At 73.1% G+C, this 17481-nt stretch carries 15 protein-coding genes; 9 read left to right on the top strand and 6 right to left on the bottom strand.

The window, feature by feature from the left end; genetic code table 11:
• Positions 1-66 precede the first annotated feature (66 nt).
• The 5 genes from rimO to AB0D48_RS05605 all read left to right on the top strand — a co-directional run bounded on the left by rimO (position 67) and on the right by AB0D48_RS05605 (position 3744).
• A complete protein-coding gene (gene rimO, locus AB0D48_RS05625; RefSeq protein ID WP_362391079.1) occupies positions 67-1560 on the top strand; it encodes a 30S ribosomal protein S12 methylthiotransferase RimO in 1494 nt (497 codons plus the stop codon).
• Complete coding sequence (gene pgsA, locus AB0D48_RS05620; RefSeq protein WP_362391077.1) at positions 1557-2213, top strand: CDP-diacylglycerol--glycerol-3-phosphate 3-phosphatidyltransferase; 657 nt, start codon at positions 1557-1559, stop codon at positions 2211-2213. Before rimO ends, pgsA begins: the two co-directional genes overlap by 4 nt.
• 54 nt (positions 2214-2267) lie before the next feature.
• Positions 2268-2777 carry a CinA family protein gene (locus AB0D48_RS05615; protein ID WP_362391127.1) on the top strand — a complete coding sequence of 170 codons (510 nt, stop codon included), beginning with the start codon at positions 2268-2270 and terminating at the stop codon, positions 2775-2777.
• 109 nt (positions 2778-2886) lie between these two features.
• Positions 2887-3264 carry a helix-turn-helix transcriptional regulator gene (locus AB0D48_RS05610; RefSeq protein WP_202199433.1) on the top strand — a complete coding sequence of 126 codons (378 nt, stop codon included), beginning with the start codon at positions 2887-2889 and terminating at the stop codon, positions 3262-3264.
• A gap of 189 nt (positions 3265-3453) precedes the next feature.
• Complete coding sequence (locus AB0D48_RS05605; RefSeq protein ID WP_362391075.1) at positions 3454-3744, top strand: hypothetical protein; 291 nt, start codon at positions 3454-3456, stop codon at positions 3742-3744.
• Here the strand turns inward: AB0D48_RS05605 and AB0D48_RS05600 are convergent.
• The 4 genes from AB0D48_RS05600 to AB0D48_RS05585 all read right to left on the bottom strand — a co-directional run bounded on the left by AB0D48_RS05600 (position 3692) and on the right by AB0D48_RS05585 (position 10957).
• On the bottom strand, positions 3692-4471 hold the full coding sequence (locus AB0D48_RS05600) for an SDR family NAD(P)-dependent oxidoreductase (protein WP_362391073.1): 780 nt from the start codon (positions 4469-4471) through the stop codon (positions 3692-3694). The two genes, AB0D48_RS05605 and AB0D48_RS05600, sit on opposite strands and share 53 nt — an antisense overlap.
• A 36-nt stretch (positions 4472-4507) precedes the next feature.
• Complete coding sequence (locus AB0D48_RS05595) at positions 4508-5302, bottom strand: DNA-formamidopyrimidine glycosylase family protein (protein ID WP_362391071.1); 795 nt, start codon at positions 5300-5302, stop codon at positions 4508-4510.
• Between the two features lie 221 nt (positions 5303-5523).
• Positions 5524-6210 (bottom strand): hypothetical protein, encoded by a 687-nt coding sequence (locus AB0D48_RS05590; RefSeq protein ID WP_362391069.1) that lies wholly within the window; start codon positions 6208-6210, stop codon positions 5524-5526.
• A 157-nt stretch (positions 6211-6367) separates the two neighbouring features.
• Complete coding sequence (locus AB0D48_RS05585; RefSeq protein ID WP_362391067.1) at positions 6368-10957, bottom strand: ATP-dependent helicase; 4590 nt, start codon at positions 10955-10957, stop codon at positions 6368-6370.
• Between the two features lie 80 nt (positions 10958-11037).
• Between AB0D48_RS05585 and AB0D48_RS05580 the strand changes: the two genes are divergently transcribed.
• Positions 11038-11880 (top strand): AraC family transcriptional regulator, encoded by an 843-nt coding sequence (locus AB0D48_RS05580; RefSeq protein WP_362391065.1) that lies wholly within the window; start codon positions 11038-11040, stop codon positions 11878-11880.
• On the opposite strand, the gene AB0D48_RS05575 is transcribed toward AB0D48_RS05580, so the two are convergent.
• The gene (locus AB0D48_RS05575) at positions 11816-14863 is read right to left on the bottom strand and encodes a hypothetical protein (protein ID WP_362391063.1); all 3048 of its coding nucleotides are present in this window, start codon (positions 14861-14863) and stop codon (positions 11816-11818) included. The genes AB0D48_RS05580 and AB0D48_RS05575 overlap by 65 nt on opposite strands.
• Positions 14864-15030: 167 nt before the next feature.
• On the opposite strand from AB0D48_RS05575, the gene AB0D48_RS05570 reads away from it, so the two are divergent.
• Positions 15031-15732: an AzlC family ABC transporter permease gene (locus AB0D48_RS05570; RefSeq protein ID WP_362391061.1), complete on the top strand. Its 702-nt coding sequence runs from the start codon at positions 15031-15033 to the stop codon at positions 15730-15732.
• Positions 15729-16037: an AzlD domain-containing protein gene (locus AB0D48_RS05565; protein WP_362391059.1), complete on the top strand. Its 309-nt coding sequence runs from the start codon at positions 15729-15731 to the stop codon at positions 16035-16037. The genes AB0D48_RS05570 and AB0D48_RS05565 overlap by 4 nt, the downstream gene beginning before the upstream one ends.
• On the opposite strand, the gene AB0D48_RS05560 is transcribed toward AB0D48_RS05565, so the two are convergent.
• Positions 16006-16980 carry a hypothetical protein gene (locus tag AB0D48_RS05560; RefSeq protein WP_362391057.1) on the bottom strand — a complete coding sequence of 325 codons (975 nt, stop codon included), beginning with the start codon at positions 16978-16980 and terminating at the stop codon, positions 16006-16008. The two genes, AB0D48_RS05565 and AB0D48_RS05560, sit on opposite strands and share 32 nt — an antisense overlap.
• An 81-nt stretch (positions 16981-17061) precedes the next feature.
• Between AB0D48_RS05560 and AB0D48_RS05555 the strand changes: the two genes are divergently transcribed.
• A complete protein-coding gene (locus AB0D48_RS05555) occupies positions 17062-17256 on the top strand; it encodes a DUF3046 domain-containing protein (protein WP_362391055.1) in 195 nt (64 codons plus the stop codon).
• Positions 17257-17481 lie beyond the last annotated feature (225 nt).

The raw sequence follows: 17481 nt of genomic DNA, 5'->3' as shown, positions 1-17481 counted from the left end.
CCGGGGATCTTGCTGTAAGGGGGCTTGAGGCGGGGGCCGCCGCCGGGACGAAGTAGTCTTGAGTCCATGCCCGAACGCCGTACCGTCGCCCTTGTCACTCTTGGCTGCGCCCGTAACGAGGTGGACTCGGAGGAGCTCGCAGGCCGCTTGGCGGCGGATGGCTGGGAGCTCGTCGAGGACGCCGCCGATGCGGACGTAGCCGTCGTCAACACCTGCGGCTTCGTCGAAGCCGCCAAGAAGGACTCCGTAGACGCCCTGCTGGAAGCCAATGATCTCAAGGATCACGGCAAGACCCAGGCCGTCGTCGCCGTCGGCTGTATGGCCGAGCGCTACGGCAAGGAACTCGCCGAAGCGCTCCCCGAGGCCGACGGAGTCCTCGGTTTCGACGACTACGCCGACATCTCCGACCGCCTCCAGACCATCCTGAACGGCGGCATCCACGCCTCCCACACCCCGCGCGACCGGCGCAAGCTGCTGCCGATCAGCCCGGCGGCGCGCCAGGACGCCGAGGTGGCACTTCCCGGCCACGCGCAGGAGCCCGAGGCCGCCCCCGCGGACCTGCCCGAGGGCGTCGCCCCCGCCTCCGGGCCGCGCGCGCCCCTGCGCCGCCGCCTGGACAAGAGCCCGGTCGCCTCGGTCAAGCTGGCCTCCGGCTGCGACCGGCGCTGCTCGTTCTGCGCCATCCCGTCCTTCCGCGGCTCCTTCATCTCCCGCCGCCCCAGCGACGTGCTGGGCGAGACCCGCTGGCTCGCCGAGCAGGGCGTCAAGGAGATCATGCTGGTCTCCGAGAACAACACCTCGTACGGCAAGGACCTCGGCGACATCCGGCTGCTGGAGACCCTGCTGCCCGAGCTGGCCGAGGTGGACGGCATCGAGCGGGTCCGCGTCAGCTACCTCCAGCCGGCCGAGATGCGGCCCGGCCTGATCGACGTACTGACCTCGACCCCGAAGGTCGTCCCGTACTTCGACCTGTCCTTCCAGCACTCGGCCCCCGACGTGCTGCGCGCCATGCGCCGCTTCGGTGACACCGACCGGTTCCTGGAGCTGCTGGACACCATCCGCTCCAAGGCCCCGCAAGCCGGCGTCCGGTCCAACTTCATCGTCGGCTTCCCCGGCGAGAAGGAGTCGGACTTCGCCGAGCTGGAGCGTTTCCTCACCCACGCGCGCCTCGACGCCATCGGCGTCTTCGGCTACTCCGACGAGGACGGCACCGAGGCCGCCGGCTACGACGACAAGCTGGACGAGGACACCATCGCCGAGCGGCTCGCGCACATGCAGCGGCTCGCCGAGGAGCTCACCTCGCAGCGCGCGGAGGAGCGGATCGGGGAGACCCTGGAAGTACTCGTCGAGACCGTCGTTCCGCTGGACGAGGCGGAGGACGGCGAGGGTGCCTACGGGCGCGCCGCCCACCAGGCTCCCGAGACCGACGGCCAGGTCGTCTTCACGGACGGCACGGGACTGGTGCCCGGGCGCATCGTCACGGCGAAGGTGGTCGGCACCCTGGGTGTGGACCTGGTGGCCGAGCCCCTGGGTACGGAATTTGAGGAGGCGGCCGGATGACCGGAGTCCCGGCATCTGCGGCGGGCGGGACCGGCCGCAGGCCCGCGCCCGGCGCGAAGCTGGGACCCGCGGCGGTCGATCAGGCCAGCCTGTGGAACATCGCCAACATCCTGACGATGATCCGGCTCGTGCTGGTGCCGGGCTTCGTCTTCCTGCTGCTCGCCGAGGGCGGCTACGACCCGGCCTGGCGGGCCTGGGCCTGGGCGGCGTTCGCCGTCGCCATGATCACGGACATCTTCGACGGGCACCTGGCCCGGACGTACAACCTGGTCACGGACTTCGGCAAGATCGCCGACCCCATCGCCGACAAGGCGATCATGGGGTCGGCTCTGATCTGCCTCTCCTGGCTGGGTGACCTGCCCTGGTGGGTGACCGGGGTGATCCTCGGGCGGGAGCTCGGCATCACGCTCCTGCGTTTCTGGGTCATCCGTTACGGAGTGATTCCGGCCAGCCGGGGCGGCAAGCTGAAGACCCTGGTGCAGGGCACGGCCGTGGGCATGTACGTGCTCGCGCTGACCGGCGCGCTGGCGACCATGCGCTTCTGGGTGATGGCGCTCGCCGTCGTGCTGACCGTCGTCACCGGTTTGGACTACATCCGGCAGGCGGTCGTACTGCGCCGCAAGGGTCTCGCCGCGGAGCGGGCTGCGAAGTGACGGATGTGGCGGGGGAATTTTCCGGTGGCTGAGGGGGCAGCCGGGACGGCGGCGCTGGCCGCCGCGGCCACGGACGTGTTGCGGCTGCTCACGGAGAGTGGCCAGACCCTCGCCGTCGCCGAATCGCTGACGGGCGGCATGGTGGCCGCCGAGCTCACCGCCGTCCCCGGGGCCTCACGGTCCTTCCGCGGCTCGGTCACTGCGTACGCCACGGAGCTCAAGCACCGGGTCCTCGGGGTGGACGCCGCGCTGCTGGCCGCCGAAGGCGCGGTGAACGCCCAGGTCGCGGCCGAGATGGCAGCCGGGGTGCGGCGCGTGATGGGCGCTTCGTGGGGGATCGCGACGACCGGGGTGGCCGGCCCGGACCCGCAGGACGGGCAGCCGGTGGGCACGGTTTTCGTCGCTGTGGAGGGCCCGCGGGGCAGGAAAACGGTCCAGCTGAGGTTGAACGGCTCCCGGGCGGAAATCCGTAGGGAGAGTGCACGGACAGTGCTCGAACTTCTCTCAGGCCAACTCCGTGGGAATGCGCGGGGGCAGGATACGGAACAGAACGGGGGGATTTGATGTTTGCAGCCCTGAGTGAACACGACATCGCTCCCCGCACGGCCGCGGCGCGAGGCGGTACGGTGGGGCGTGAAGGATGCGGCTACACGGTCAGAGGAGGGAGCCACCGATGATTCTGCTCCGTCGCCTGCTGGGTGACGTGCTGCGTCGGCAGCGCCAGCGCCAGGGCCGTACTCTGCGCGAAGTCTCCTCGTCGGCCCGAGTTTCGCTCGGCTATCTCTCCGAGGTGGAGCGGGGGCAGAAGGAGGCATCCTCCGAGCTGCTCTCCGCGATCTGCGACGCGTTGGACGTACGGATGTCCGAGCTGATGCGCGAAGTCAGCGATGAACTGTCGCTGGCCGAGCTGGCACAGTCGGCCGCGGCAAGCGAACCGGTGAGTGTGCCGGTACGCCCGATGCTCAATTCGGTTTCCATGGCTTCGGTCACGGGGCCGGAGCGGGTGACCATCAAGGCGCCTGCGGAAGCGGTGAATGTCGTAGCCGCGTGAGCGAGCACGTGAGCGTGTGAGTGTGGCCGGAGCCCCGGCCGGTGCGTGCAGCACCGGCCGGGGCTCCCGGCCGTTCTGGGTGCGGGAGGGGCTCCCGGCTGTTCTGGGTGCGGGGGCGGGAGGGGTGCGGGAGGATGGGGCCGTCCGGGTCCCGGCCCCAGGGAGGTAGCCGTGCGGCGGTTACTGCGCATGCCTGTGGCTTCGACGCTCGCGCTTGCGGTGGGGGTGCTGTGGTGGTGGGCCGTACTGCGGCTGGTCCTGGCACCCGCGGAGTCCGGGCCCGTGGAGGGCGCCGTGGCCGTGGGCGGGTGGGGGCTGGGGCTGCTCCCGGTGCACTGTGTCCCGGGTCCGGTGCGCAGGGCGGACAGGGCCGGCAGGGCCGACACGGCCGGGGGTGGGACCGGCAGGGCCGCCCGGGCCACCAGAGCTACCAGGGCATCGACACTCCGCCGTTGGGGCGGAGGATCTGGCCCGTCATGAAGGACGAGGCGTCCGACGCCAGGTAGAGCACGGCCTGGGCGATGTCCTCCGGCTCGCCGACCCGGCGCAGCGGGGACATCCGGACCATCGTCGCCTCGGTCTGCTCCTGGACCTCGGGGCTGTGGCGGCCGGTCATCGGGGTGCGGATCCAGCCGGGGGCGACGGCGTTGACGCGGATGCCGTGCGGGCCCGTCTCGGTGGCGAGCGTCTTGGTCAGCTGGACGACGGCCGCCTTGGCGGCGCTGTAGCAGAGCAGGCCGGGCTGGGCGGCGTCCACGGCTCCTGAGGCCATCGTGACGATCGAGCCGGGGCGGCCCGACGCGATCATGGACCGGGCGGCTTCCTGGCAGGTACGCAGGACGCCCTTGAAGTTGATGTCCAGGATCCGGTCGAGGTCCTCGTCGGTGGTCTCCAGGACGCTGCTGGTGTGCATGACCCCGGCGATGGCGGCGGCGATGTCGAGCGGGCCCGCAGCGGTGACGGCGGCCCGCAGGGCGGTCCGATCGGTGACGTCGAGGGGATGGACGGTGGCGGCGCCGTGGCCGGCCTTGGTGACGAGGGCCGCCGTCTCGGCGAGGCCCTGCTCGTCGCGGTCGGCGCAGTGCACGTGCGCGCCCGCTCCGGCGAGGAGGACGGCGGTGGCGCGGCCGATGCCGCTGGCGGCGCCGGTTATCAGGGCGGTGCGGCCGGTGAGGTCGTACGGGGCCGTGGCTGTGGATGTGGGCATGGCGGGACCGTACGAGCGCATCTGACGGTCCGTCAACTAGGGTGTCGGGCCGGATTGGCAGCGGGGACACCAGTACGTGGGGCGGTCGTCCTGGGAGGCCTCGCGGATCGGGGTGCCACAGCGCAGGCAGGGGCGGTGGGTGCGACCGTAGACGAAGAGGGCCTGGCCGGGGCGGCGGCTGCCGGTGGTGTTGCGGGGGCCCGGCCTGTCGCCGGTGTTCGCCGACAGCAGGCGGTGGGCGGCGGTGGCGAGGCGGGGGAGGGTGGTCCCGGGGAGCGCGCCGACCGGGGTCCAGGGGGTCACCTGGGCCAGGAAGCAGAGCTCGGCCTTGTAGATGTTGCCGATCCCGGCGAGGTTGCGCTGGTCGAGCAGGGCCTCACCGAGGGGGCGCTCGGGGGCGGCGAGGAGATTGGCGGCCGCCCGGTCGGGGTCCCAGTCGGGGCCGAGGAGGTCGGGGCCGAGGTGGCCCACGGCCCGGTCCTCGTCGGCGGTGCGGATCAGCTCCAGGACGGGGAGGCGGTAGCCGACGGCGGTGTGGTCGGTGGTGCCGAGGATCGCCCGGATCTCGTAGAGGGGGCCGCCGTGCCACTTCGCTCCCGCGGGGAAGACGTGCCAGGCGCCGTCCATGCGGAGGTGGCTGTGCAGGGTGAGCCCGCCTTCGAAGCGGGCGAGGAGGTGTTTGCCGCGGGGGGTGACGTCGAGGGTGGTGCGGCCGGTCAGGTCGGCGGTGGCGAAGCGGGGGACGCGGAGGTCGCAGCGCGTGAGTTCCCGGCCGGCCAGGGCGGTGTGGAGGCGGGTGGCCGCGCGCCGGATGCTGTCACCTTCGGGCATGGCCCCATTGTCACCCCGGGGCCGTGGGGTCGGGGGTGGCGTTGGGGGGCATGGGTTCGCCGGGCCCTGGCGGTTGGGGGGCCGTGGGTTCGAGGGGCCGTACGGGACGAGCCCCCGCGGCGGGGTGCCGCCGCGGGGGCTCGTTCAGGTGTGGCTTCGAGTGTGCCTCGGGTTGGAGCGCGGGTCGGGGTGGTCGCCGCTGCTACTTCCAGCCGCCGCTGCTACTTCCAGACGAGGCCCTTGTTGTTGCTCAGCGAGTTGTACGGCTCGCCCCAGTACTCGGCCGCGGAGACCTTCGTCTGGGCCGACGGGGCCAGCGCCACCGCGCAGCTGTTCTGCGTCTGGCCGTTGGTGAAGCCCTTCGGCAGGGACTCGTTCGGGCACTTCTCGAACTTGCCGATGATCGACAGGCCCTGGGCCTCGCTGCCGTCCCCGAGCAGGCCCTTGATGTGGCCGACCGAGGAGAAAGACAGGTCCGTGGTGCCGGTGTTCTTGACCGTGTAGCGGATGTAGTACGGGACCTTCCCGCTCACCTTGTCGCCGAGCTTCAGCGCGTCGAGGTCGGAGGGGTTGCCCTGCTCGATCGCGGTGACGGTGAGGGCTATCTGGCCGCCCTTGTTGCTCCCGTAGCTGAACGGGACCGTCGCGGCCTCGCCGAGCTTGAAGGTCTGGCCCGACTTGGCCGTTCCCGCAGCCCCGGCGGGGGCGTCGCCGTAGCCACCGGACGAGGGGCTCGCCGAGCTGCTCGGCTGGGCCGGCTGCGAGGGCTGGGCGGACGGGGAGGCCGGGGAGGACGGCAGCGCCGCGGGCTCTTCGTTGCCGTTCTTGCAGCCCGTCAGGGCGAGGGTTCCGGCGACCGCCAGACCGACCGCGCCCAGGGTGGTTTTGCGCATGCTGATGGTGCTCACTTTTCTTCTCCCCCATGACTGCGCATCGTCCAGCGCGATGCCTGTGATCATCTTGATAAAGCATGGATAAGGAGTTCTGCCAGCTCAGCCCGGGTCGGCAGCGGTTTCGTGACATGCCCAAGACATACGTGGCGGAGTCGAGACCGTACGGAACCAGTCAGGAGCGCAGGCGCAGACCCCTCGGGGTGGCATGGAAGCCGGCCGCCTCCAGGGCCGGGCCCAGGGGTGAGGTCAGGGCCGCGGCGGTGTTGATCCGTTCCACCGTGAGGGCGGGGAGGGTACCCGTGCGGGAGGCGGCGGCGAGGGCCTCGACCGCGGCCGTGAGGCGGGGGTCGCCGGGATCCGGCCAGGCCAGGAGCGTCTTGCCGCCGCGCTCCAGATACAGGGTGAGCTCGCCGTCGACCAGGACCACCAGGGAGCCCGCCTTCCGGCCGGGCTTGTGGGTGGCCCCGGCGGGCGGCTCCGGCCAGGCCAGCGCCGCGCCGTACGCGTTCGCCGGGTCGGCGGCGGCCAGCACGACCGCCGCCAGCGGGGGCGGGGTCCGCTCGGCGGCCCGCAGGCGGTCCACCGCGCCGTCCATCGCGAACTGGGCCGCGCCGAGCCCCTCGACCACATAGCCCCGGCGTGCCTGGCCGCTGTCCTCGAAGGCCGACAGGACGCGGTAGACCGCGCTGAAGCCGCCCTCCACCCCTTCCGCCGCGACCGCGCCCCGGGTGACCACCCCGTGCCGGTCCAGCAGGGTACGGGCCAGGGCATGGGCCCGGTGGGTGGGGTCCGGGGCCTGGGACGGCAGGAGCGACCAGCGGCCCGAGACCGTGGGCGGGCCGGTACGGGACACGGTCGCGCTGAGCGTGCCGTACCGCCCGCGCGGGACCGTCCGCCGGGCCCGGTGGGCGGTGGAGCCCGCCGTGCGTCCCGAGCCCAGCAGTGCCCGCAGGGGACCCAGGGTGTCGTTGGTGAGCCGGCCCGACCAGGCGAGGTCCCACACCGCCTCGGAGAGGGCGAGATCGGACGCTTCGGGGAACGCCGCGCGGACCGACTCGGCGATCTGGCGGAAGAACAGGCCGTACCCGCCCGAGAGGCGGTCGAGGACCGCCTGGTGCAGGGGGCTCAGCTCCAGGGGGTGCGGCGGGGGCAGGAGCAGCGGGGCGGCGTCCGCCAGGTAGAGGGAGATCCAGCCGTCCTTGCCGGGGAGGGCGCCGGCGCCCGCCCACACCACCTCGCCCGCGGTGGTCAGCTCGTCCAGCAGCCCGGGGGAGTAGCCGCTCACCCGCGACGGGAGGATCAGACGTTCCAGCGCGGAGGCCGGGACCGGGGCGCCCTGCAACTGCTCGACCGCGCGGGCCAGACCGTCGATGCCGCGCAGGGCCCCGCCCAGGTGCTGCCACTGCGGGAGGAAGGTGGCCAGGGAGGTCGGCGGGACCGGCTCCAGTTCCTGGCGCAGTGCGGCCAGCGAACGGCGCCGGAGCCTGCGCAGCACCGTGGCGTCGCACCACTCCTGGCCGATGCCCGCCGGGTGGAACTCGCCCTGGACCACCCGTCCGGCCGCCGCCAGCCGGTGCAGGGCACCCTCGGTGACCGCCGTGCCCAGGCCGAAGCGGGTGGCGACGGCCGCCGTGGTGAACGGCCCGTGGGTGCGGGCGTAGCGGGCGAGGAGATCGCCCAGCGGGTCCTTGACCGGCTCGGTGAACGCCTCCGGGACGCCGACCGGCAGAGCCGTGCCCAGTGCGTCCCGAAGCCGCCCCGCGTCCTCGACCGCGGCCCAGTGGTCGGCGCCGCCGATCCGGACCCGGATGGCGCGACGGGCCGACGCGAGCTCCCCCGCCCAGGCCGGATCGGCCCCGCGCTCGGCCAGCTCCTCCTCCGTCAGCGGCCCCAGCAGGCGCAGCAGGTCGGCCACCGACTCGGGGTCCTTGGCCCGCCGGTCCTCGGTGAGCCACTGGAGTTCCCGCTCCAGCTCCTCCAGTACCTCCGCGTCGAGCAGTTCGCGCAGCTCCGCCTGGCCGAGCAGCTCGGCCAGCAGGCGCGAGTCCAGCGACAGCGCGGCCGCCCTGCGCTCGGCCAGGGGCGAGTCGCCCTCGTAGAGGAACTGGGCGACGTACCCGAAGAGCAACGACCGGGCGAACGGCGAGGGTTCGGGAGTGGTGACCTCGACCAGGCGGACGCGGCGCGCCTCGATGTCGCCCATCAGCTCGGTCAGGCCGGGCACGTCGAAGACGTCCTGGAGGCACTCGCGTACGGCTTCCAGCACGATCGGGAAGGAACCGAACTCCGAGGCCACCTGCAGCAGTTGGGAGGCGCGCTGACGCTGCTGCCACAACGGGGTGCGCTTGCCCGGACTGCGCCGCGGCAGCAACAGGGCGCGGGCCGCGCACTCGCGGAAGCGGGAGGCGAACAGCGCCGAGCCGCCGACCTGGTCGGTCACGAGCTGGTTGATGTCGCCGTGGTCGAAGGCGACGTCGGCCGCGCCCAGCGGGGCCTGCTCGTCGTCGAACTCGAAGCCGGCGGGCTGGGAGGGGTCGTGGTCGAGGAGGTCCATGGACAGCAGGTCGGCGTCCGGGAGGCGGAGCACGATCCCGTCGTCGGCGTGCATGACCTGCGCGTCCATGCCGTACTTCTCGGCGAGGCGGGCGCCGAGCGCCAGCGCCCACGGGGCGTGCACCTGCGCGCCGAAGGGCGAGTGGACGACGACCCGCCAGTCGCCGAGCTCGTCGCGGAAGCGCTCGACCAGGATGGTCCGGTCGTCCGGCACGTGGCCGCAGGCCTCCCGCTGCTCGGCGAGGTACGCCAGGACGTTCTCGGCGGCCCAGGCGTCCAGGCCGGCCGCCAGCAGCCGCAGCCGGGCGTCCTCGTCGGTCAGGCCGCCCAGCTCACGGAGGAACGCGCCGACCGCGCGGCCCAGTTCGAGGGGGCGGCCCAGCTGGTCGCCCTTCCAGAACGGCAGCCGGCCCGGCACGCCGGGCGCGGGGGTGACCAGGACGCGGTCGCGGGTGATGTCCTCGATCCGCCAGGAGGTGGTGCCCAGGGTGAAGACGTCCCCGACGCGCGACTCGTAGACCATCTCCTCGTCGAGCTCGCCGACGCGGCCGCCGCCCTTCTTCGGGTCCGAGCCCGCGAGGAAGACGCCGAAGAGGCCGCGGTCGGGGATGGTGCCGCCGGAGGTCACCGCGAGGCGCTGGGCCCCCGGCCGGCCGGTGATCGTCCCGGCGACGCGGTCCCAGACGACGCGCGGTCTGAGCTCGGCGAACGCGTCCGAGGGGTAGCGGCCCGCCAGCATGTCCAGCACCGCGGTGAACGCCGACTCGGGCAGCGCGGCGAAGGGCGCCGCCCGGCGCACCAGGGCCAGCAGGTCGTCCAGCTGCCAGGTGTCCATCGCGACCATCGCGACCAGCTGCTGTGCCAGTACGTCCAGCGGGTTCGACGGGATCCGGAGGGACTCGATCGATCCCGTGCGCATCCGCTCGGTGACCACCGCCGCCTGCACCAAGTCACCCCGGTACTTGGGGAAGACCACACCGGTGGAGACCGCGCCCACCTGGTGCCCGGCGCGTCCCACCCGCTGGAGCCCGGAGGCCACCGACGGCGGGGACTCCACCTGCACCACCAGGTCCACGGCACCCATGTCGATGCCCAGCTCCAGGCTGGAGGTGGCGACGACGGCCGGCAGCCGGCCCGCCTTCAGATCCTCCTCCACCAGGGCCCGCTGTTCCTTGGAGACGGAGCCGTGGTGGGCGCGGGCCAGCAGCGGCGGCGCGCCGTGGGAGGCGCCCGACTGGGCCATGATCTCCGCCGGGGGAGAGCCCTCGGGCAGCTTCTCGCCCATGGCCCGCTCGTACGCGATCTCGTTGAGCCGGTTGCAGAGCCGCTCGGCGAGGCGGCGGGAGTTGGCGAACACGATCGTGGAGCGGTGCGCCTGCACCAGGTCCGCGATGCGCTCCTCCACATGCGGCCAGATGGACGGCTTGTCACCGCCCTCCCGGCCCTCGGTGGCGGGGGATCCGCCCAACTCGCCCATGTCCTGCACCGGGACGACCACCGACAGGTCGAACTCCTTGGCCGACGGCGGCTGGACGATCTCCACCCGGCCGCGCGGCGCGAGGTACCGGGCCACTTCGTCCACCGGCCGGACCGTCGCCGACAGCCCGATCCGGCGGGCCGGACGCGGCAGCAGCTCGTCCAGCCGCTCCAGGGACAGGGCGAGGTGCGCGCCGCGCTTGGTCCCGGCCACCGCGTGCACCTCGTCCAGGATCACGGTCTCGATCCCGGTGAGGGCGTCCCGGGCGGCCGAGGTCAGCATCAGGAACAGCGACTCGGGCGTGGTGATGAGGATGTCCGGCGGGCGGGTGACCATCGCACGCCGCTCGGCCGGCGGGGTGTCGCCGGAGCGGATCCCGACCCGGATCTCCGGCTCGGGCAGACCGAGGCGGACGGACTCCTGGCGGATACCCGTCAGCGGGCTGCGGAGATTGCGCTCCACGTCCACGGCCAGGGCCTTCAGCGGAGACACGTACAGCACCCGGCAGCGCTTCCTCGGCTCTGCGGGGGGCGGGACCGAGGCCAGCTGGTCAAGGGCGGCGAGGAAGGCGGCCAGGGTCTTGCCCGAGCCGGTGGGCGCCACGACAAGCACGTCCGACCCCTCCCCGATGGCCCGCCAGGCACCCTCCTGCGCGGAGGTGGGCGAGACGAAGGCCCCTGTGAACCAGGAGCGGGTCGCGGGGGAGAACGAGGCGAGCGCGGAGCCGGACATGCCCCCATCGTGCACCCCGCCACTGACAACGGGCCGGACCTGCGAGAACACCCGTCCCCGGCGGGGCGCAGAATGGGGAGATGGGGACGGACGAGGGGCGCCGGGAGTGGGCCCGGCACTGGCGGTACCCGGAACTGCCCGGGCTGGACCTGCTGCGCGCCCACTACGTGCGCCACACCTTCCCGCGGCACGCCCACGACGGGTACGTCATCGCGGCCGTCACCGGCGGCATCGAGGAGATCGGGCTCCCCGGCGGCACCGTACGGGCCGGGCCGGGCAGCGTGGTCCTGATCAACCCCGAGGTCGCGCACACGGCGCGGGCCGGGGTGCCCGAGGGCTGGGCGTACGCGACCCTCTACCCCTCCCGTGCGCTGATCACCGAGGTCGCCGACGAGATCGGCACCCTGCGCGGCACCCCGGGTTTCACCGCCGACATGGTCGCCGACCCGCAGGGCTCCCGGGCGATCACCGAAGTCCACCGGGCCGCCGAGGCGGGGAACGCACTGGCGGCCGACACGCTGCTGCGGGGCGTCGTGGCGCGGATGCTGAGCCGCCACGCGGGCCCGCTGCCCGCCCGTACGGTACGGCGCGCGGGCGCCTCCGACGCCGAGCGGGCCCGGGCCGTCCTGGAGGCACGCCTCGCGGACCCGCCGGCACTGGAGCAGCTCGCGGCCGAACTGGGCACCAGCCCGTTCGCGCTGCTGCGCGCCTTCCGCGACCGCTACGGCATGCCCCCGCACACCTGGCTGACCGACGCCCGCGTCCGCCGGGCCCGCCGCCTGCTGGACGGGGGCACCCCGCCGGCGGAGGCGGCCGTGCTGGTCGGCTTCACCGACCAGCCGCACCTGAACCGGCACTTCACCCGGATCGTCGGGGTTCCGCCGGGGGCCTACCGGCGCGGTCGAACAGGCGGCGGCGCTTGACCGGCGCGGGCCAGACGGCCGCGGCGCCGAGGTGGTACCCCAGTTCGCGGTAGGCGTCGAACTGGGTGTGGTCGAACCATTGGTCCATGGTGCTCTGCCGGGGGAACGCCTTCTCCCTGAGGGCGTAACTCAGCAGCTCGTACGGCATGTCCGGGGTCAGGCTGGCCTTCGCGAAGACGATGGTCCCGAGCCTGGTGCCCGGCTTGCCGTCCTCGAAGTCCACCTCCTCCGGGTACGTGATGACGCCCTTGACGAGACAGCTCGCGGAGAACCTCGTGTTGAGGGCGGCCATCGGTTCCGTCGGCTCCACCTTCTCGGCGCTTCCCGGCACCAGCTTCAGCACCTCCTTCTGGTCGAAGGTGATCTGCACGCCCAGGTCCTCGTAGGCGAGCGTGACCGCCTGGGCCAGGGTCGTGGCCAGCGGAGGCGAGTCCCCGGAGGAGTCGATCACGTACACCGTCCGGCAGCGCAGCCGCAGCAGCTCCACCAGACCCAGGTTGTCGAAGTGCCCGCCGTCGGTGCACAGCAGCATGGGGCTGCTGTCCGAGTAGCGGCCGACCAGCTCCTGGAGCTGGTAGCGGAGCCGGCGTACCCGCGGGAGCCGCGGCATGACCCAGTCCGGGCCCCGCTGGGCCACCTCCGCGAGGTAGAGAGGGTTGGGCACCCACGTGCCCAGGCGCAGGTTGGACAGGGCGAGCAGCCGCTGCGCGGCCATCGACTGGGTGCCCATCGCGGAGGCGAACGCGGCGCCGGACACCGCGACGGCGGACTGCACGGTGAGGTCGCGGCTGACCAGGGGGTGCGCCGTGTTCTCCATCGTGGTCGTCCGTACCCACCCGGTGTCGGGACCGCCGATGTAGTCGTGGGAGAAGGTGAACGGCACCGCGGGCCGTCCCGGCGCGGTGCGGTTGCGCAGGGACAGGGCCGCCGAGGCGACGAAGATGGTCTGCGGGAAGGTGCCTTCCTTGCCGTCCTTGCCTTCCCCGTCCCCCTTGTGCTGCTCGCCCTCCTTGTCTTCCGGGCCGGCCACGCGCTTGCCGTACGTGGACAGCTTGGTCTGCTCGGCGTTGTAGTCGTACGGAAGGGCGCCGACCGAGCCGTCGCGCAGTACGGCCCGGCGCACCGCGAACGCACTGGCCAGCCGCTGCCGGTAGAAGGGGTGCAGGCTGAAGGTGGTCTGGTCGACGGCGAGGGCCGAGAAGAGCAGCAGGGCCGCCAGGCCCCACCGCCACCACCCGCTCCAGCTGTGCGCGTACACGGCGGACCAGGACAGCAGGGCCAGACCGAAGAACGCGACGAGCGTGAGCACCAGCCAGACCACGAGCGTCTGGACGCAGCTGGTGCCGGTACGGGTCACGAGCGAGCCGGCCCGCGAGAACGGACCCGCCTTGTCGCCGTCCGGTCTCACCTTCGTCACCCTGTTCATGGAGGCCGTGAACAGACCGCCCAGCCCGGTCGCGGCGGCCGTCAGCGCACCGAAGATCGAGATGCCCTGGGGGCCCTCCGGGAAGATGTCCTCACGGTTGGCCAGCCAGGCGAAGAACCACAGTACGGTCGGCAGGATCAGGGCGAACACGGCGACGGCCGCCGCCAGGACCAGGAGGCCTTTCACCGTGGTCCGCACCCAGAGCGGGCGCGACTTCCCGTTGTGCGACCTGATCAAGGACGCCGCCACGGACACCACCGCGGCAAGTGCCACCAGGGCGACGAGGGGCGTACGCACCTCTGCGTGCAGCTGGTCGGACAACCCGGGGAACGCAGCGGGATACGTCCGCAGACGGTCCAGATCCGTCAACGGGACGAGGTGGTAGAACGCGCTGAGATACACACCGACGACGACGAACGCCAGCGCCAGCAGGCCCAGCGACACGCTCAGGCCGCGCAGGACGATGCCCGCCGCCAGCAGTTTCTCCCGCGGGCTGTCCGCAAGGTACTTGGCATGCCGGCGGATGTGGTCCTCCTCCGGGCTGCCGGGCGCGAACACGTCCCGCACCGTGGCGAGTCCGGCGCTCGCGACATGGGCCGGCCGCCGGCCGGTGAGCGCCAGCTGGAACGCTCCGGACATGTAGCCGCCGCCCGATACGGAGACCAGGTAGCGGGCCTTGGCCAGCACACCACCCTCGCGCAGGGCCTGCAGCGCGCCCAGGGTGACCGAGGCGGAGCGGATGCCGCCGCCGGAGACGCAGATGCCCACCTCCGCCGCTTTCCGGCCGGGCAGTTCGAGCGCACGGGTGCGCCAGCGTTCTCTGACGCTGTCCGGCGGCTCCGCCGAGACGGAGGGATCCGACCACTCGCTCACGGGGGTCATCGCGTGCGGCGCGGCGGGCGGGGTGATGATGTCCGGGTCGTCCTCAACCACACCGCGGTTCGCCAGCTCGTGGGCCTTCCGTACGCGGGGGACCCGGGCGGGCGGAGGTGTGGCGGGCCGTGGTGTACCCGGCGGCGCGGTCCCGGTGGTCTTCACCACGGCTCTGGGAAGCAGGAAGAAGCGGGCCACCAGGGTGAGGGCGATCCACAGGGCCGCCACCGTCAGCGGCCCGGCGAGCGCCCACTTCAGCAGCGCGCACCAGGACGCCCTCCGCCAGTCGCCCTCCGCGCCCGTGCCGAGCCCGTCCATGGCCCGGTAGAGGAAGACGTTCTCGCAGATGTCCGCCGCGGCCATCACCCCGGTGGCGGCGAGGCCCCGCAACATCAACCTCCGTGACACCTTGCGGTACAGGAAGCAGCTGCCCAGACCGAACACGGCCAGCAGCGCCAGCGTGTATCCCGGGACGAAGCGGAACGAATCCAGCCAGAGGGCCCTGCGGAACGGCCGGAGCTGCTCGCCGGGGACCGGACACCACAGACTCTGCCCGTAGATGATCCGGCAGGCGCGGTCCCAGCTGCCCGCGAGCTGGAGCGACACCTCCTCGGGGAGGTCTCTGTGCTCGCCGAAGTACAGGCCGAGGAGAACGCCACCGGCGATCAGGCCGAACCAGCACAACCACGCGGCCCAACCGGCGTATGAAGGACGTACAACAACGCGTGGCGGAGCAGTCTCCATGCGCTCACCGTAGCGAGCCGGGTTCGGAGCGCGACGATACGCGCGCAAGAACGTACAAGACCCGCACGCCACCCCCTGCGTAGTTTCAGGGCGTGGGAGAACATCAGATGGTGATACAGGAGACCCCCGAGGGGGTCGCCGCCGGGCGGCCGCGCGCCGCCGTCGTGCGGGACGCACTCGGGGTGGGGGTGGCCGTCGGGCTGTCCGGGTTCGCGTTCGGGGTGACCGCCGCGGGAGCCGGGATCAGCGTGCTGCAGGCCTGCGTACTGAGCCTGCTCGTCTTCACCGGCGCCTCGCAGTTCGCGCTGGTCGGAGCCTTGGCAGCCGGTGGCAACCCGTTCACCGCCGCCGCCGGGGCCTTCTTCCTCGGGACGCGCAACGCCTTCTACGGACTACGGCTGTCGCACCTGCTCGCGCTGCCCCGCGCCGTACGGCCCTTCGCCGCGCACTGGGTCATCGACGAGACCACGGCCGTGGCGCTGGCCCAGCCTGACCGCAGGTCGGCCCGGCTCGGCTTCACCGTCACCGGCCTCAGCCTCTACGTCCTGTGGAACGTCACCACCCTCCTCGGGGCGCTCGGCGCCGAGGCCATCGGGGACACCGCCGCCTGGGGGCTGGACGCCGCAGGACCCGCCGTCTTCCTGGCCCTCCTCGCGCCGATGCTGAAGACCTCCACCGAGCGGGCCGTCGCCGGCCTCGCGCTCGTCCTCGGACTGGGCTTCCTGCCCCTGCTGCCCGCCGGGGTGCCCGTGCTGATCGCCGCGCTGGCCGCGCCCGCCGTGCTGTGGATGAAGGGACGCCGCTCGTGAACGTCTGGATCGCCATCGGACTCACCGTCCTCGGCTGCTACGCCGTCAAGCTCGCCGGACTGCTCGTCCCCGCCGGGGCCCTGGAGCGGCCGCTGGTGCGCCGGCTGTCCGCCCTGCTGCCCGTCGCCCTGCTCGCCGCGCTCACCGCCCAGCAGACCTTCAGCACCGGGCACGAGCTCGTCCTCGACGCCCGCGCGGCCGGGCTCGCGGCCGCCGCGCTCGCGCTGCTGCTGCGGGCGCCGTTCCTCGTCGTGGTCGGGGCCGCCGTCGTCGTCACCGCGGGAGTACGGGCCCTGGGCGGCTGACCCCGGCCGGCAGGCGCCCGTACGCCCGCAGCGTCAGCAGGGCCTCCAGCGTGGCGATCGGGCGCCGCTCCAGCGAGCTGCCCGGCGCCCAGGCCCGGCGGCGCACCGGCCAGCCGCCGTCCGGCTGCTGCTCGGCGGCCAGGAAATCCAGCGAGCGGCGCAGCTCCTCGTCGGTGAACCAGCCGCGCGCCAGCGACTCCGGCCGCCGCGCGAAGTCGTGCGGGAAGAGCTGCTCGCCGGGCGCGTAGCCGGGAGCCGCCGGGTACTCCGCCCGCCGCAGCGGATCGAGCACCGCGAGCCGCCGCTCGCGCACCAGCCGCCCCAGCCGGTCCGCGGCCGCCGCGGCCCGGGCCCGGTCGGGGGCGCCGTCGAGGAAGGCCACCGCGCTCTGGACCTCGTACGGATGCGAGTGGTGCAGGCTCTCGATCCGGTCCCAGCAGAAGTCCGTGGCCCGGAAGAGCCAGGCGTGCCAGACCCGGTTGCGGTGCAGCAGGCCGACGACCGGGCCCGTGGTCAGCAGTTCGCCCGGCGGGTCGTCGAACACCGGGTGGTAGGGGGCGGCCGGGTAACCGCGCGGGGTCGGCCAGACCACCGGAAGGGCGCCCTCCGGCGTGGAGACCCCGGTCAGGTGGCGGCAGAGCCTCTCGATGCGCTGCCCGGCGCAGCGGCCGAGGCTGTCCAGGACGCGCAGTGCGTGCGCGGTGTGCAGGGGCTGGCTGAGCGGGCCGCGCAGATCCGGATCGAGGGCGTGTCCGTAACCGCCGTCGCCGTTGAGGTAGGAGCCGAGGGCGGTGTCCACCGGGTCGGCGTCCCCGCCCAGGAAGTGGAACGCGAACCGCCGCTGCTCCAGCACGCGGGCCGTGAGCCACATGAACTGCTCGGCGCGGGCCAGCGGGGCCGTGGCCGCCGGAGCGGCCGCTGGGGGAGCTTCGTCTCCAGGCATGCGAGAAACCGTAGGGCGCCGTGGTGCCGCGACGGGGGCCGAACGGGGCGGGTGCACTCTCCGGGGCGGGATACTGGATGCATGCGGTTGACGATTTTCTGGGAACGGATGGCGGAGCACTTCGGCGCGGCCTACGCGGACTCCTTCGCTCGGGACCACGTCATGACGGAGCTCGGGGGGCGCACGGTCCACGAGGCGCTGGACGCGGGCTGGGAGGCCAAGGACGTGTGGCGCGCGGTGTGTTCGGCGATGGACGTGCCGGCCTCGCTGCGATGACGCCGCGCTGACGGTCCGGGCAGGGCCCGGAGGACCGCTTCGCGGTTCGGGCCTCCGGTGGGACAGACTTGGCAGCGTGGCAGCCAGTGATGAGACGACGACCGACCAGCCCGCGGACCGGCCGGCAGACCAGCCCGCGGACGCCCAGGGCCCGCCGCCGCCGGACGGGGCCGCCGAGCCCGGCGGCCCCACAGGCGCTGCCCCGCCGGCAGGCCCCGAAGGGCC

The sequence above is a fragment of the Streptomyces sp. NPDC048269 genome (assembly GCF_040652395.1).
Classification (GTDB): Bacteria; Actinomycetota; Actinomycetes; order Streptomycetales; family Streptomycetaceae; genus Streptomyces.
Note: the sequence above shows the minus strand (reverse complement) of the source record. Positions and strands in the feature narration are given on the sequence as shown.

Bases quoted from the DNA above. Each gene is read 5' to 3' on its own strand.
- rimO (WP_362391079.1), top strand. From the start codon at position 67: ATGCCCGAACGCCGTACCGTCGCCCTTGTCACTCTTGGCTGCGCCCGT.
- pgsA (WP_362391077.1), top strand. From the start codon at position 1,557: ATGACCGGAGTCCCGGCATCTGCGGCGGGCGGGACCGGCCGCAGGCCC.
- AB0D48_RS05610 (WP_202199433.1), top strand. From the start codon at position 2,887: ATGATTCTGCTCCGTCGCCTGCTGGGTGACGTGCTGCGTCGGCAGCGC.
- AB0D48_RS05605 (WP_362391075.1), top strand. From the start codon at position 3,454: ATGCCTGTGGCTTCGACGCTCGCGCTTGCGGTGGGGGTGCTGTGGTGG.
- AB0D48_RS05600 (WP_362391073.1), bottom strand. From the start codon at position 4,471: ATGCCCACATCCACAGCCACGGCCCCGTACGACCTCACCGGCCGCACC.
- AB0D48_RS05595 (WP_362391071.1), bottom strand. From the start codon at position 5,302: ATGCCCGAAGGTGACAGCATCCGGCGCGCGGCCACCCGCCTCCACACC.
- AB0D48_RS05585 (WP_362391067.1), bottom strand. From the start codon at position 10,957: ATGTCCGGCTCCGCGCTCGCCTCGTTCTCCCCCGCGACCCGCTCCTGG.
- AB0D48_RS05580 (WP_362391065.1), top strand. From the start codon at position 11,038: ATGGGGACGGACGAGGGGCGCCGGGAGTGGGCCCGGCACTGGCGGTAC.
- AB0D48_RS05570 (WP_362391061.1), top strand. From the start codon at position 15,031: ATGGTGATACAGGAGACCCCCGAGGGGGTCGCCGCCGGGCGGCCGCGC.
- AB0D48_RS05560 (WP_362391057.1), bottom strand. From the start codon at position 16,980: ATGCCTGGAGACGAAGCTCCCCCAGCGGCCGCTCCGGCGGCCACGGCC.
- AB0D48_RS05555 (WP_362391055.1), top strand. From the start codon at position 17,062: ATGCGGTTGACGATTTTCTGGGAACGGATGGCGGAGCACTTCGGCGCG.